This window comes from Streptomyces sp. NPDC058157 (assembly GCF_042884105.1).
Taxonomy (GTDB): domain Bacteria; phylum Actinomycetota; class Actinomycetes; order Streptomycetales; family Streptomycetaceae; genus Streptomyces.
Genome location: NZ_JBHVUQ010000191.1, coordinates 1 through 13130 on the forward strand (window position 1 = coordinate 1; position 13130 = coordinate 13130).

General features: G+C 76.9%; 13 protein-coding genes. 8 read left to right on the forward strand and 5 right to left on the reverse strand.

All coding sequences use genetic code 11. The annotated features are described in order from the left end of the window. On the forward strand, window positions 1-535 hold a 535-nt coding region (locus tag ACFVXK_RS31535), incomplete at its 5' end, for a UbiA family prenyltransferase (RefSeq protein WP_389618379.1). A 161-nt stretch (window positions 536-696) separates the two neighbouring features. On the opposite strand, the gene ACFVXK_RS31540 is transcribed toward ACFVXK_RS31535, so the two are convergent. Then, on the reverse strand, window positions 697-1734 hold the full coding sequence (locus tag ACFVXK_RS31540) for a PHP domain-containing protein (protein ID WP_389618382.1): 1038 nt from the start codon (window positions 1732-1734) through the stop codon (window positions 697-699). A gap of 102 nt (window positions 1735-1836) precedes the next feature. Here ACFVXK_RS31540 and ACFVXK_RS31545 point away from each other — a divergent pair, with 102 nt between their 5' ends. Further along, complete coding sequence (locus ACFVXK_RS31545) at window positions 1837-2259, forward strand: YjbQ family protein (RefSeq protein WP_389618385.1); 423 nt, start codon at window positions 1837-1839, stop codon at window positions 2257-2259. A 44-nt stretch (window positions 2260-2303) separates the two neighbouring features. Here ACFVXK_RS31545 and ACFVXK_RS31550 read toward each other — a convergent pair whose 3' ends face one another. Continuing rightward, on the reverse strand, window positions 2304-3062 hold the full coding sequence (locus tag ACFVXK_RS31550) for a VOC family protein (RefSeq protein ID WP_389618411.1): 759 nt from the start codon (window positions 3060-3062) through the stop codon (window positions 2304-2306). A gap of 107 nt (window positions 3063-3169) precedes the next feature. Then, the gene (locus ACFVXK_RS31555) at window positions 3170-3703 is read right to left on the reverse strand and encodes an HPP family protein (RefSeq protein WP_389618387.1); all 534 of its coding nucleotides are present in this window, start codon (window positions 3701-3703) and stop codon (window positions 3170-3172) included. 272 nt (window positions 3704-3975) lie between these two features. Here ACFVXK_RS31555 and ACFVXK_RS31560 point away from each other — a divergent pair, with 272 nt between their 5' ends. Next, window positions 3976-4461: a hypothetical protein gene (locus tag ACFVXK_RS31560; protein ID WP_389618414.1), complete on the forward strand. Its 486-nt coding sequence runs from the start codon at window positions 3976-3978 to the stop codon at window positions 4459-4461. Between the two features lie 16 nt (window positions 4462-4477). Continuing rightward, window positions 4478-5452 (forward strand): N-acetylglucosamine kinase, encoded by a 975-nt coding sequence (locus ACFVXK_RS31565; RefSeq protein WP_389618390.1) that lies wholly within the window; start codon window positions 4478-4480, stop codon window positions 5450-5452. A gap of 60 nt (window positions 5453-5512) precedes the next feature. Here the strand turns inward: ACFVXK_RS31565 and ACFVXK_RS31570 are convergent, their stop codons facing one another. Further along, complete coding sequence (locus ACFVXK_RS31570; RefSeq protein ID WP_389618393.1) at window positions 5513-5926, reverse strand: peptidase inhibitor family I36 protein; 414 nt, start codon at window positions 5924-5926, stop codon at window positions 5513-5515. Next, the gene (locus tag ACFVXK_RS31575) at window positions 5919-6875 is read right to left on the reverse strand and encodes a hypothetical protein (protein ID WP_389618396.1); all 957 of its coding nucleotides are present in this window, start codon (window positions 6873-6875) and stop codon (window positions 5919-5921) included. Before ACFVXK_RS31575 ends, ACFVXK_RS31570 begins: the two co-directional genes overlap by 8 nt. A 167-nt stretch (window positions 6876-7042) precedes the next feature. Between ACFVXK_RS31575 and ACFVXK_RS31580 the strand changes: the two genes are divergently transcribed. From ACFVXK_RS31580 to ACFVXK_RS31595, 4 genes are all read left to right on the forward strand, one after another. Continuing rightward, window positions 7043-9910: a hypothetical protein gene (locus tag ACFVXK_RS31580; RefSeq protein ID WP_389618399.1), complete on the forward strand. Its 2868-nt coding sequence runs from the start codon at window positions 7043-7045 to the stop codon at window positions 9908-9910. Window positions 9911-9952: 42 nt separating this feature from the next. Continuing rightward, window positions 9953-10918: an isopenicillin N synthase family dioxygenase gene (locus ACFVXK_RS31585; protein ID WP_389618402.1), complete on the forward strand. Its 966-nt coding sequence runs from the start codon at window positions 9953-9955 to the stop codon at window positions 10916-10918. A gap of 68 nt (window positions 10919-10986) precedes the next feature. Next, on the forward strand, window positions 10987-11520 hold the full coding sequence (locus ACFVXK_RS31590; protein WP_389618405.1) for a GNAT family N-acetyltransferase: 534 nt from the start codon (window positions 10987-10989) through the stop codon (window positions 11518-11520). A gap of 146 nt (window positions 11521-11666) precedes the next feature. Then, window positions 11667-13028, forward strand: a complete 1362-nt coding sequence (locus ACFVXK_RS31595; RefSeq protein ID WP_389618408.1) for an FAD-dependent oxidoreductase — start codon at window positions 11667-11669, stop codon at window positions 13026-13028. The last annotated feature ends 102 nt before the right edge of the window (window positions 13029-13130 follow it).

Here is a 13130-nt window from a genome sequence, read left to right on the forward strand (position 1 = left end):
TTTAACGCGACCGCCGCTGTCCCGGGCCCCCGGCCCGGCGCCCGGGGCCGCGCACCTCACCGGGGTCGCGGCCGCCTGGGCGTACAACCTCCGGCTCAAGGGCACGGCCGCCTCCTGGCTCCCGTACGCCCTCGCCTTCGGCCTGCTCCCCGCCTTCGTCACCCTCGGCCTGCCGGGCGCGCCCTGGCCGCCGCCGTGGCTGACCGGCGCCGCCGCGCTGCTCGGCGCGGGCGCCCACTTCGCCAACGTCCTGCCCGACATCGCCGACGACCTCGCCACGGGCGTACGCGGCCTGCCCCAGCGGCTCGGCCCCCACGCCTCGGCCGCGCTGGCCGCGCTCCTGGTCCTCGCCGCGGCGGCCCTCCTGGTCCTGGGCCCGCCGGGGCACGTCACCGCGTACGGCTGGACCCTCCTCGCCCTGACCGGCGCCCTGCTCCTGGCGACCGCCGGGGCGCCGGGCCGGGCCCCGTTCCTCGGGGTGCTGGCGGCCGCGGGCGGCGACGTCCTGCTGCTCCTGGCCCGCAGCGCGGGCTGAGGCCGGGTCCGCCCGGGGGACGCCCGGGTCCGTCCGCACGCCCCCGTCCGCCCCATGGGGCCGGGGGTGCGGCGCGAGCCGGTGACGGGGGAGCCGCGGGCGGGGCCGCACCCCCGGCCCCGCCGGACGGTGCGGGTCGGGCGGGATCCGGAGGGGACGGCCTACCCGGGAGCCCGGCGGGTACGGGTCCAGGCCAGCAGGTCGTCGGCCGGCCAGGTGTTGACCACCCGCTCCGGCGGGACCCCGCACTCCACCGCCCGTTCGCAGCCCAGGATCTGCCAGTCCAGCTGGCCCGGGGCGTGGGCGTCGGTGTCGATCGCGAACAGGGCGCCCGCGCCGACCGCCAGCCGCAGCAGCCGCCGGGGCGGGTCCAGACGCTCGGGGCGGCTGTTGACCTCCACGGCCGTACCCGACTCCGCGCAGGCCGCGAACACGGCCGCGGCGTCGAACGTGGACTCCGGCCGGGTCCGGCCGGTCACCAGCCGACCCGTGCAGTGCCCGAGGACGTCCATCAGCGGATTGCGCACCGCCGCCAGCAGCCGCCGGGTCATCGCCGGCGCTTCCATCCGCAGCTTCGAATGGACGGACCCGACCACCACGTCGAGCCGCTCCAGCAGCTCCGGCTCCTGGTCGAGCGAGCCGTCGAGCAGGATGTCGCACTCGATCCCGGTGAGCAGCCGGAACGGCGCCCACCGCCCGTTCAGCTCCGCCACCACGTCCAGCTGCTCGCGCAGCCGCTCCGGCGACAGGCCCCGGGCGACCGTCAGGCTCGGCGAGTGGTCCGTCAGCACCGCCCACTCGTGCCCGAGCCCGGCCGCCGCCCGGCCCATCGCCTCGACCGGGCTGCCGCCGTCCGACCAGTCCGAGTGCAGGTGGCAGTCCCCGCGCAGGGCCGCGCGCAGCGCCACGGCGGCGGGGTCGGGCGGCGGCCCCTCCGGCATCGCCGCGGCCTCGTCCTCCAGCACCCGCAGGTACTGCGGGACCTCCCCGAGCAGCGCCTCGCGCACCACCTGGGCGGTCTTGGGCCCGATGCCCTTGACGGCCTCCAGCGTCCCGGCGGCCGCCCGCCCGGCCGTCTCCGCCTCGCCCATCCGGGTCAGTGCCGACGCCGCCGTCCGGAAGGCCCGGACCCGGTACGTGGGGGCCTGCGCACGCTCCAGCAGGAAGGCGATCCGGTCCAGCGCGGCCACCGGGTCCATGGGCACCTCCTCATGCTGCCAGTGTCCCAACGCCCCCGGGCCGCGGCGAGCGCGCGGTGGTGCACCGGCGCACCGGCGGCCGGGTGCGCGATCATGGACGGCATGTCCGACCGATTCGCCACCCGTGTCCTCGACCTGACCACCGGCCGCGCCGAGACCGTCACCGACCTGACCCGCGCCTGCGAGCGCTTCCTCACCGAGGAGGCGGCCGGCCGCGACGGCCTGCTCAACGTCTTCGTCCCGCACGCCACCGCCGGCATCGCGGTCATCGAGACGGGCGCCGGCAGCGACGACGACCTGCTCGCAGCCCTCCGCGCCCTGCTCCCCGCCGACGACCGCTGGCGGCACCGCCACGGCTCCCCGGGCCACGGCCGCGACCACGTCCTGCCGGCCTTCGTCCCCCCGCACGCCACCCTGCCGGTCGTCGGCGGCCGGCTCCGGCTCGGGACCTGGCAGTCCGTCTGCCTGGTCGACACGAACAAGGACAACCCCGACCGCCAGGTCCGCCTGAGCTTCCTGGGCTGACCCGGCCCCCGCCCCCGTGTCGGGGCGTCGGTGCGGGGTGGGGATCAGGCCGGTCCCGGGTTTTCCGGATCCGTGATCCGTTCGGTGAGGGTGAACAGGGCGCCGTCCGGGTCGCGCAGCATGATCGAGCGTTCCCGGCCGTCCGCGGTGACCACCGAGACGGTCCGGCCGCCGAGTTCGAGGGCCGCCTCCACCGCCGGTTCCAGCTCCGGGACGCGGAAGTGGACGTGCCAGCGGGGACGGGTGTGGGGGGTGTACGCGCCCACCTCCACCGGGCCGCTGTCCAGCCGGGCCACCGGCTCGCCGCCCTGGCGGAGGACGACCTGCTCCTCCTCGTAGGAGACCTCGCAGCAGCCGCCGCGGCCCGTGGCCCACTCCAGCACCTCCCCGTAGAAGAGGGCCGCGTCGAAGGCGTTGCGGGTGCGCAGCTCCAGCCAGGCGGGTGCCGGGCCCAGGCCCACCCGCCAGCCCGCGGTGACCGGACCCTGCCAGATCCCGAACACGGCCCCGTCGGGGTCGGCGACCAGCGCCGCCCGGCCGCCGCCGGGGAAGGAGACCGGGCCCACCGCGACCGTGCCCACGCGCTCACGGATCCGGGCGGCCGCCACGTCGACGTCGTCGACGGCGAAGTACGGCGTCCAGGCCACCGCCACGGCCAGATCGCCCGCCAGCGCCCCGATCCCCGCGACCGGCACGCCGTCCTGCACGGCCATCGAGAAGGCCGAACCGAACCGGGCCGGACGGAAGGTCCACCCCACGACCGCACCGTAGAAGCGCTGGGAGGCCTCCAGGTCGCGGGCCATCAGGCTCACCCAGCAGGGGGCCCCGAACACGTCCCTCGTAGAAATCTCCACGGACAAGGAGTAGCGCCCGGGCCCCCTCCGCGCGGCGCAGGCGCGCCCGCAGGTCATCACCACCAGTAGGCGGGGTACCTCGGGGCGGTGCGGCGGATGCGGGAGCCGGCGTAGCCGGTGAGGACCAGCAGGACCGTCGAGCCGAACAGCAGCGGGACGAACCGGGCGGGCGCCGGGGACTGGAGCACGGTCACCACCGCCGTGGCCACGGCGGGGGAGTGCGGGGTGCGGGCCAGGGTCAGCAGGGCCAGGGTGAGCCCGGCGGCGAGGGCCGCCGCCCAGGCGGAGCTCCCGGCCGCGGCGAGCACCGCGTAGCCGCAGGCCGCGCCGATCAGGTGGCCGACGACCACCCCGCGCGGCTGGGCCAGGGGCAGGGTGGGCGCGCTGTGTACGAGCGCGGCGCTGGCGGCGAGCGGGGGTATGAGCACCGGCTCGTGTATCGCCGCGCCGATGGCGACGAGGGCCAGCAGGACCGTCGTGGCGGCGCTGACGCTGTGGAAGGCCGCGAGGGCACTGGGCCGGGGCGGGGCGCCCGGCGCCGGGGCGGGCGCGACGGGAGGGGCGGGTGGGGCGGTGGTCGCGGTAGGCATGCGGAAGCAGGATTTCGGTGCGGGGCCGGGGCAGGGAGATCGGGCGGCCCACCCGTCACGGTGTTCGACCGGCGGGCGGGGCCGCGCGGCCGGTGCGTGTGCGGCCGGCACGATCCGGACATGACTGTATCGGCCACGTGTGCACGGCCCGGCGGCGGGGCGGACGCCGGTCCCCCGGGAGGGGGGTCGGCGGCGAACCGAGGCGGGGCGGGCCACGTGATCGTGTATGACTGCGAAGGCACGCCGAAAGCAGGGAAGGACCGGCCCGCATGATGACCCAACCCCCTCCCGCCCGGGTCCTGACGGACCTCGACGCGGTGATCGCCGAAGCCCGCGAGGACTCGACCGGAGCCCTGTGGCGGCTGACCGGGGCCGGGCGCGCACTCGACTCCAACCTGGTCCGGCTGCGGCCCGGCGCGGCCATCGCGGAACACACCGAGCCCCTCCTCGACGTGCTGCTCGTCGTCGTGGCCGGCGGCGGCCGGCTCGAGACCCCGGACGGCCCGCACGCGCTGCGGCCCCACGCGGCGTGCTGGCTCCCGCGCGGCACCCGGCGCTCCCTGGCGGCGGGGCCCGAGGGCCTGGCGTACCTGACGGTGCACACCCGCCGCCCGGGCCTCGGCATCGCCCCCGCCGCCCCCGACGAGGGCGGCGAACCGGCCTGCCTCCTGAGCCGGGTCTGCCCCGCCTGCGGCCGCCTCGCCACCGAAGCGGCGGCCGCCTACTGCTGCCGCTGCGGGACGCGACTCCCCGACTAGAACGGAGGGCGGACGGGTGACGGGCGGCGGCGGGCTGGTGCTGGGCATCGACGGCGGGGGGTCCGGCGTGCGGGCGGCGGTCGCGCACGCGGCCGGGGGGCCCGTACGGGCCACGGCGTCGGACGGGGCGGCCAACGTGCGGTCGGTGCCGGAGCCGGTGCTGACCGAGCGCCTGGCCCGGGTCGTGGGGCGGGTGCTGCCCCCGGGCCGGCCGGCGGACCTGCTCTCCGTCGTCGCCGGGTTCGCCGGGGCCGGGACCCCGGGCCGGGCGGGCGACGCCGGGCAGCTGGTCGCCGTCCGGGCGCTGCGCACGGCCCTGGCCCGCCACGGCTGCGCACCCGCGCACGTCCGGGTCGCCGCCGACTCCGAGGTCGCCTTCGCCGCGGCGCCGGGCTGCCCGCCGGACGGCCTGGCGGTGATCGCCGGCACGGGCGCGGCCGCCACCCGGATGCGCGGCCACCGCCTCGCAGCGACCGCGGACGGCTGCGGCTGGCTCACCGGGGACGACGGGAGCGGCTTCTGGATCGCCCGCGAAGGCGTGCGCCGGGCCCTGCGCGCGCTGGACGGACGCGGCCCCGGGACCGTGCTGGCGGCCCGGCTGGCCGAGGCGTTCGGGACGCCCGTCCCCGACCCGCCGTCGCTGCGCTACGCCCTCGTCGACGGGGCGCTCGACGCGGCCGCGCCCGTCCGGCTGGCCCGCCACTGCCCGGTGGTGGTCCGGGCGGCGGACGACGGGGACGCGGTGGCCGCGGGGATCCTCGACGAGGCCGCGGACCTGCTGGCCGCGAGCACGGCGGCGCTGCGGCCCCGGCCCGGCGAACCCCTGGTGACGGTGGGCGGCCTGCTCGGCCCGCGGGGGCCCCTGCTGGAGCGGTTCACGGAGCGGGTGGCCGGCTGGGGCCTGGTGCCGCACCCGGTCGGGGACGGCGTGGCCGGCGCGGTCGCCCTGGCCCGGGCGGCCTGCGCACCCGGGGCGGACCGGAGCGGCTGACGGGGCCCGCCGCCCGGAGGGGGCGGCGGGCCGTTTCGGCGGGGTGCCGGGTGCGGCGGGTCAGAAGCCGCAGTTGGTCACCCACTTGTGGGAGGAGATCCGGTCGTTCCACTCCCACGGGATGTTGCCCGCCGAGCCGTTGGGGGCGCAGGTGGAGGCCCCGCCGTAGTTGATGTCCTCGTAGACCCGGACGTCGCCCAGCGCGCCCGAGTAGCCGTTGTTCCACCAGGACGAGGCCCGGTCGTTCATGTTGTAGTTGTTCCCGGCGCCACAGGTGCGCCAGTCGGAGTCGTTGCCGCTCCAGCCGCAGGCCGGACCGCCCCGGTTGGTGTCCGCCCACACCCAGTAGTTGCCGTCGGCCGCCACGCCGGAGGCGTCGGCCGGGGCGGCGGTGGCGGTGCCCAGGGTGCCGGGGAAGACCAGCAGGGGCAGGGCGAGGGCGCAGGCCAGCATCGTCGTACGGAACTTATTCACGGGAACCTCCGGATGATGTCGGTCGGTCGTACTGGGACACGACGCGCTCCGCGGTCGGGAGCGCGGCGTTCTGGAGCCGGTGGCCGAGGGTGACGTCGTCCTGGTGACGCGTTCGGACTTCCTCCCCGTAGGCACGGTCCAGAGCTCGGGAGACCCGGCCCAGCCCGCTGCTGGTCGCACAGGTCGCTTCGGTGACCGCCAGCGCGGTCTCGGCGGCGTCGGCCCGGTCCGGCGGGAGCCCCTCGGCGAGGGCGGCCGCCGCCTGCCGGGAATCGGCCGGGGAGGCGTAGGGGCGCCCCGCCTCCGCCATGCAGGCCGCCCACCGGCCGACCGCCTGCGCGTACCGGGCGTCGCGGCGCACCCGCTCCTCCTGGGCGGGCCGCAGGTTCATCGTGACGACCTTGACGCGGAACCAGGCGGGCAGGTCCCCGTAGAGGGTCCGCTGCGCCCGGGCGATGCACCCGTCGGCGCTGGCCGTGAGGGTCATCCCGGTGGGCGCGGTGGCCGACAGGCCCGTGGGGGAGGCGCCCATCAGCGCGGTCCGGGCGGCCGCGCGCTCGCGGGCCGGGAGCCGGTGGAAGTACAGCTGGTTGGGGTCGGCCGCCCGGGCCACGGCCGCGGCGCGTTCCGCCCGCCCGCCGTATCCGTGGGCGCGGGCCCAGTCCACGTCGTCCACCCCGTACGGGAAGGAGCGCGCGGCCCCTTCCTCCCGGACGGGTGCGGTGACGGCGTACGTGAACCCCCGCGCGGACATGCAGCGGCTGATCAGGATCTGCTCGGCCCGGGCCAGGACGCGGGACTGGTCCGCGGTCGGCTCCGCCGCGGAGGCCCGCTCCGCCGCGCGGTCCCGGCCCCGCTCCGGGCCCCCTCCGTCCGCGCAGCCGGCCAGGGCCAGGGCCAGCGCGGCCGTCAGGGCCAGCGCCACCGGGGCCGTTCGTCCTCGCCTCATCCGTCGCGACCCCCTCCGAGGTCCGGGAGCCGCCCTGCGCGGCCCGCCGTCCGACACAGGTGTAGCCGCCCTCCGTTGTTCGCCGTCGGCGCCCTGGAACTGAACAAACAATTGCTGAACAATCCACCCCGGCAGGTCCAAAACGGTCCCGGGGGAAGGGGCGGCGCATGGCACGCAAGGAACGTCCGCTGGAAGGGGAGGACGGGCCGCTGCTGGAGTTCGCCACCGACCTGCGCCGGCTGCGCCACGAGGCCGGCTCGCCCCCGTACCGCGACATGGCCGGGCGCGCCCACTACTCCGTGGCCACCCTGTCCGGCGCCGCCGCCGGGCGCCGGCTGCCCAGCCTGGACGTGACCCTCGCCTACGTCCGCGCCTGCGGCGGGGACGCGGACGCGTGGGAACGCCGCTGGCGCGCGGCGGCCGTGGAACTCGCGGCGGACGGCTGCGGGCCGGGGCCCGCCGGCGCCGCGGCGGCGGCGGCGGACGGGCCGGGGCTCCCGTACGTCGGCCTCGCGCCCTTCCGGACCGAGGACGCGGGCCTCTTCTTCGGCCGCGAACGCCTCGTGGAGGACCTCTTCGCCGCCCTGACCCGGCACCGGGTGGTCGCCCTCGTCGGCGCCTCCGGGGCCGGCAAGTCCTCCCTCCTGCACGCGGGCCTGCTGCCCCGGCTGCACGCCGACACCCCGGCCCGCGCCGTCACCGTCCTCACCCCCGGCCCGCACCCCCTCGACCGCGCCCGCCGGGCCCTCGACGACGACCGCCCCGAATCCGGCGCGGACCGCGCCGCCGCCCCCGGTGCGGCCGAACGGGTGCTGATCGTCGACCAGTTCGAGGAGGTGTTCACCGTCTGCGCCGACCCCGACGAGCGCTCCCGGTTCGTCACCGGACTCGTCGCGGCCGCCCGGCGCCCCGGCTCCGGCCACCGGGTGGTCCTCGGCGTGCGCGCCGACTTCTACGCCCACTGCACCCGCCACCCCGAACTCGTCGACGTGCTCCGCGAGGCCCAGGTCGTCGTCGGCCCGATGAGCGCCGCCGAACTGCGCCGGGCCGTCGTGGAACCCGCCCGCCGGGCCGGACTCACCGTCGAGGGCGGCCTCCAGGCCACCCTCGTCGCCCACGCGCACGGCCAGGTCGGCGTCCTGCCGCTGCTCTCGCACTCCCTGCTGGAGACCTGGCGCCGACGCCGGGGCGCGGCCCTCACCCTGGACGGGTTCCACGCCGCCGGCGGCTTCGAGGGGGCCCTCGCCCAGTCCGCCGAGGCCCTGTACGACTCCCTCTCCGCCCCCCAGCAGCGGCTGGCCCGGCGGGTCTTCGTCCACCTCATCGCCCTCGGCGAGGGCACCGAGGACACCAAACGGCCCGTCGACCGGGCGGAACTGGGCGAGGACGCCGACACCCGCACCGTCCTCGCCCGGGCGGCCGCCCTGCGCCTGCTCACCCTCGGCGACGGCGCCGTGGAGCTCACCCACGAGGCCCTCATCCGGGCCTGGCCCCGGCTGCGCGGCTGGCTCACCGACGACCGCGAGGGGCTGCGCCGCCACCGCCAGCTCGCCGACGCCGCCCGGGCCTGGGAGGCCGTGGGCCGTGACCCAGGAGCCCTGCTCCGCGGCGCCCCGCTCGCCCTGGCCCGCGAACTCACCGCCGCCGGGGGCCCCGTCCTGACCGCCGCCGAAGCGGAGTTCCTGGCCGCGGGCGCCGCCGCCGAGGCCGCCGCCGGGGACTCGGCCCGCCGCCGCACCCGCCGGCTGCGGCTGCTGGTCGGGGCGCTCGCCGGCCTCGTCGTGGTGTCCGCCGTCGCCACCGGCAGCGCAGTCCGGGCCGAGGACGAGGTCACCCGCCAGCGCAACGACGCGGTCGCCCAGAACCTCGCCGAGACCTCCGCCGGCGTGGCCGCCGCCGAACCGGGCCTCGCGGTCCAGCTGGGCCTGACCGCCTACCGGCTCTCGCCGACGGCCCGCACCCGCGACGGCCTGCTGTCCGCGCTGATGACCTCGCTGCCCGCGCACGGCAAGGAGGTCGTCGCCCTCGCCTACCGCCCGGACGGCCGCCAGCTCGCCACCGCGAGCGGGGACCGCACCGCCCGGCTGTGGCGGACCCGGGGCAGCGGCCGGCCCGACCCCGTGGCCACCCTCGGCGGCGAGGGCGCCCCGCTGCGCGCCCTCGCCTACCGCCCGGACGGGCACACCCTGGCCACCGCCGCGGCCGACGGCGCCGTCCGGCTCTGGGACGTCGCCGACCCCGCCCACCCCGCCGTCGCCGCCGGGCTCCCCGCACGGGAGGCCGACGTGCGCGCCCTCGCCTTCAGCCCCGACGGCCGCACCCTGGCCACCGCCGGAGCGGGCGGCGCCGTCCGCCTGTGGGACGTCACCGACCCCGCCGGCCCCGCCGAGACCGCGACCGTCCCCGGGCACCGGGACACCGTCCGCGCGGTGGCCTTCAGCCCCGACGGGCGCACCCTCGCCACCGGCGGCGAGGACACCACCGTCCGGCTGACCGACGTCGGCGACCGCACCCGGCCCGAGCCGCTGGCCGTCGTCGGCGGCCACGACACCGCCGTGTTCTCCGTGGCCTTCGCCCCCGACGGCCGCACCCTCGCCACCGCCTCCGGCGGCCGCACCCCGGTCCGGCTGTGGGACCTGGCCGAGCCGCGCCGCCCCGCCGCGCTCGCCACCCTGACCGGGCACACCGACGTCGTCGGCGCGGTGGCCTTCGGCCCGGACGGCCGCACCCTGGCCAGCGCGAGCGACGACCGGACCGTCCGGCTGTGGAGCGTGGCCCGCGGCGCCCGGCCCGCCGCGCTCGCCGCCCTGACCGGACACGTCACCGCCGTCGGCTCCGTCGCCTTCAGCCCCGACGGGACCGTCCTGGCCTCGGGCGGCTACGACAGCACCCTCCGGCTGGCCGCGACCGACCTCGACCGCGCCCTGGCCGGGGCCTGCGCGCACACCGGCCCGCGGATCACGCGCGCGCAGTGGGCCTCGTACATGCCCTATCTGGACTACTCGCCGCCGTGCAGCGGCCTCGAACGCCCCTGAACCCCTACTGTTCCTCACGTCCCCCGCGGAAGGCAGGCCTCCATGGCGAGCTCCCAGGTCCCCGTCATCGATCTCGGCCCGTGGCGCTCCGGCGGCCCCGCCGCACGCGCCCGGATCGCCGCCCGGGTGGACGAGGCGCTCCAGGCGGCCGGGTTCCTGCTGGTCACCGGGCACGGGGTGGACCCCGCCCTGCCCGCCCGGATCCGGGCGGCCGCGCGGTCCTTCTTCCGGCTGCCGCCCGAGGCGAAGCAGCCGTACGCGGTCAGCGTCGGCGGACGCGGCTGGCTCGGCCCCGGCGCCGAGGCCAACAGCTACGCCGAGGGGACGGCCTCGCCCCCCGACCTCAAGGAGTCCTGGTCCTTCGCCGCCGACGAGCCCACCGGGGTGTCCTCGGTGGACGCCGAATGGTTCCGGCCGAACACCTGGCCCGCCGAGGTACCGGGCCTGCGGGAGCCCGTGACCGCGTACCTGGGGGCGATGCGGTCCCTCTCCGACGAGCTGCTGGGGCTGCTCGCGGCCGTCCTGGCCCTGCCCGAGGACCACTTCACCCGCCACACCGGCCACCCCACCTGGGGGTTCAACCTCAACTGGTACCCCGGCGCCGAGACCGTCGGCGAGCCCCTGCCGGGACAGTTCCGCATCGGGCCGCACACGGACTTCGGCACGGTCACCGTCCTGGACCGCGAGGCGGGCGCGGGCGGGCTCCAGATCCACACCGACGCCGACGGCTGGCAGGACGCCCCGTACGACCCTGCGGCGCTCACCGTCAACATCGGCGACCTGCTGGCCCGCTGGACCGGCGACCGGTGGCGGGCCGGCCGCCACCGGGTCCTGCCGCCGCCCGCGCACGCCCCGGCGGAGGAGCTGGTCTCACTGGTCTACTTCTACGAGTGCGACGCCCACACCCGCGTGGAGTCCCTGCCCGCCCCGCTGGGCCGGGTGGCGCACGAGCCGGTCGACTCGCACGCCTACCTGCGCGCGAAGCTGGACCAGATCACCGTCGGCTGAGCCGCCCCGCGCCGGCCGCCCGGGCCCCGATTACCCCTGGTCGGGCCGGGTTCGGCAGGATGTGGGGCATGACCGAGATCCGCACCCCCCGCCTCCTCCTCCGCCGCTGGACCGACGACGACCTCGTTCCCCTGTCGGAGATCACCTCGGACCCCGACGTGATGCGCTGGATCGGCGACGGCTCCGCCCTCGACCTGGACGGGACCGCCGAGGCCATCGAGCTCTGGGAGGAGGAGTGGGACGACGAGGGCTTCGGCGTCTTCGCCGTCGAGCTGCTGGCCTCCGGCGAGCTGATCGGCGCCGTCGGCCTGTCCGCCGCCGACGACCTGCCCGAGACCCGGCACCAGGTACAGGTCGTCTGGCGCCTCGGCCGCCCCTTCTGGGGCCAGGGCTACGCCTCCGAAGCGGCCCAGGCCACCCTGGAGTTCGCCCTCCAGGACCGGGGCCTGGACCGGGTCGTCGCCGTCAACCGGGTCGGCAACGAGGAGTCCGCCAACGTGATCCGCAAGCTCGGCATGGCCCAGGACGGCGAGGCCGCCGACCCCGCCACCGGAGCCCCGGTCACCCTGCACAGCATCGACCTGACCGAATACGCGGGCTGAGCCGGGTACGGTCGGGCAGAAGCCGGGCTTTGGCACCCCATAAGGGCGGCTTATGGGGGCATAAACGGGAGGCGGGTACGGGGTTAGGGTGGCCTTAGTTTAGGGTTTCCTTGATCAGTCAGATTGTCGGTCGAAGGGAACCCACCATGCCTCGCCCTCTGCGGGTAGCAATCGTCGGCGCCGGCCCCGCCGGTATCTACGCGGCCGACGCGCTGCTGAAGTCCGAGGCGGCCGCCGACCCCGGTGTGTCCATCGACGTCTTCGAGCGCATGCCCGCCCCCTTCGGCCTGATCCGCTACGGGGTCGCCCCCGACCACCCCCGCATCAAGGGCATCATCACCGCCCTGCACCAGGTCCTCGACAAGCCGCAGGTCCGCCTCTTCGGCAACGTCGACTACCCCGGCGACATCTCCCTCGACGAGCTGCGCTCCTTCTACGACGCCGTGGTCTTCTCCACCGGCGCCACCGCAGACCGCGCCCTCTCCATACCCGGCATCGAGCTCGACGGCTCCTACGGCGCCGCCGACTTCGTCTCCTGGTACGACGGCCACCCGGACGTGCCGCGCACCTGGCCGCTGGAGGCCGAGAAGGTCGCCGTCCTCGGCGTCGGCAACGTGGCCCTCGACGTGGCCCGCATCCTCGCCAAGACCGCCGACGAGCTGCTGCCCACCGAGATCCCCCCGAACGTCCACGACGGCCTCAAGGCCAACAAGGCGCTCGAGGTCCACGTCTTCGGCCGCCGCGGTCCCGCGCAGGCGAAGTTCAGCCCGATGGAGCTGCGCGAGCTCGACCACTCGCCCAACATCGAGGTCATCGTCAACCCCGAGGACATCGACTACGACGAGGGCTCGATCACCACCCGCCGCTCCAACAAGCAGGCGGACATGGTCGCCAAGACCCTGGAGAACTGGGCGATCCGCGACACCGGCGACCGCCCGCACAAGCTGTTCCTGCACTTCTTCGAGTCCCCGGCCGAGATCCTCGGCGAGGACGGCAAGGTCGTCGGCCTGCGCACCGAGCGCACCGAACTCGACGGCACGGGCAACGTCAAGGGCACCGGCGCGTTCACCACCTGGGACGTCCAGTCCGTCTACCGGGCCGTCGGCTACCTCTCCGACGAACTGCCCAAGCTCCCCTGGGACGTCGAGTCGGGCACCGTCCCGGACGAGGGCGGTCGCGTCATCGAGGCCGGCGCGCACATGGCCTCGACCTACGTCACCGGCTGGATCCGGCGCGGCCCCATCGGCCTGATCGGCCACACCAAGGGCGACGCCAACGAGACCGTGGCCAACCTCCTCGAGGACCACGCCCAGGGCCGGCTCCTCACCCCCGCCTCCCCCGAGCCCGAGGCGGTCGAGGCCTTCCTCGCCGAGCGGCAGGTCCGGTACACGACCTGGGACGGCTGGTACAAGCTGGACGCCGCAGAGAAGGCGCTGGGCGAGCCGCAGGGCCGCGAGCGCGTGAAGATCGTGGAGCGCGAGGAGATGCTCGGCGCGAGCGGCGCCTGAGGCGCCCGCCCGGGACACCGCCCGGGACACCGCCCAGGAACCGGCTCTAGGGACGCAGCATCGGACTCTGAGGGAGTAGATCTGTGTGGTGGGCTGGGGGGT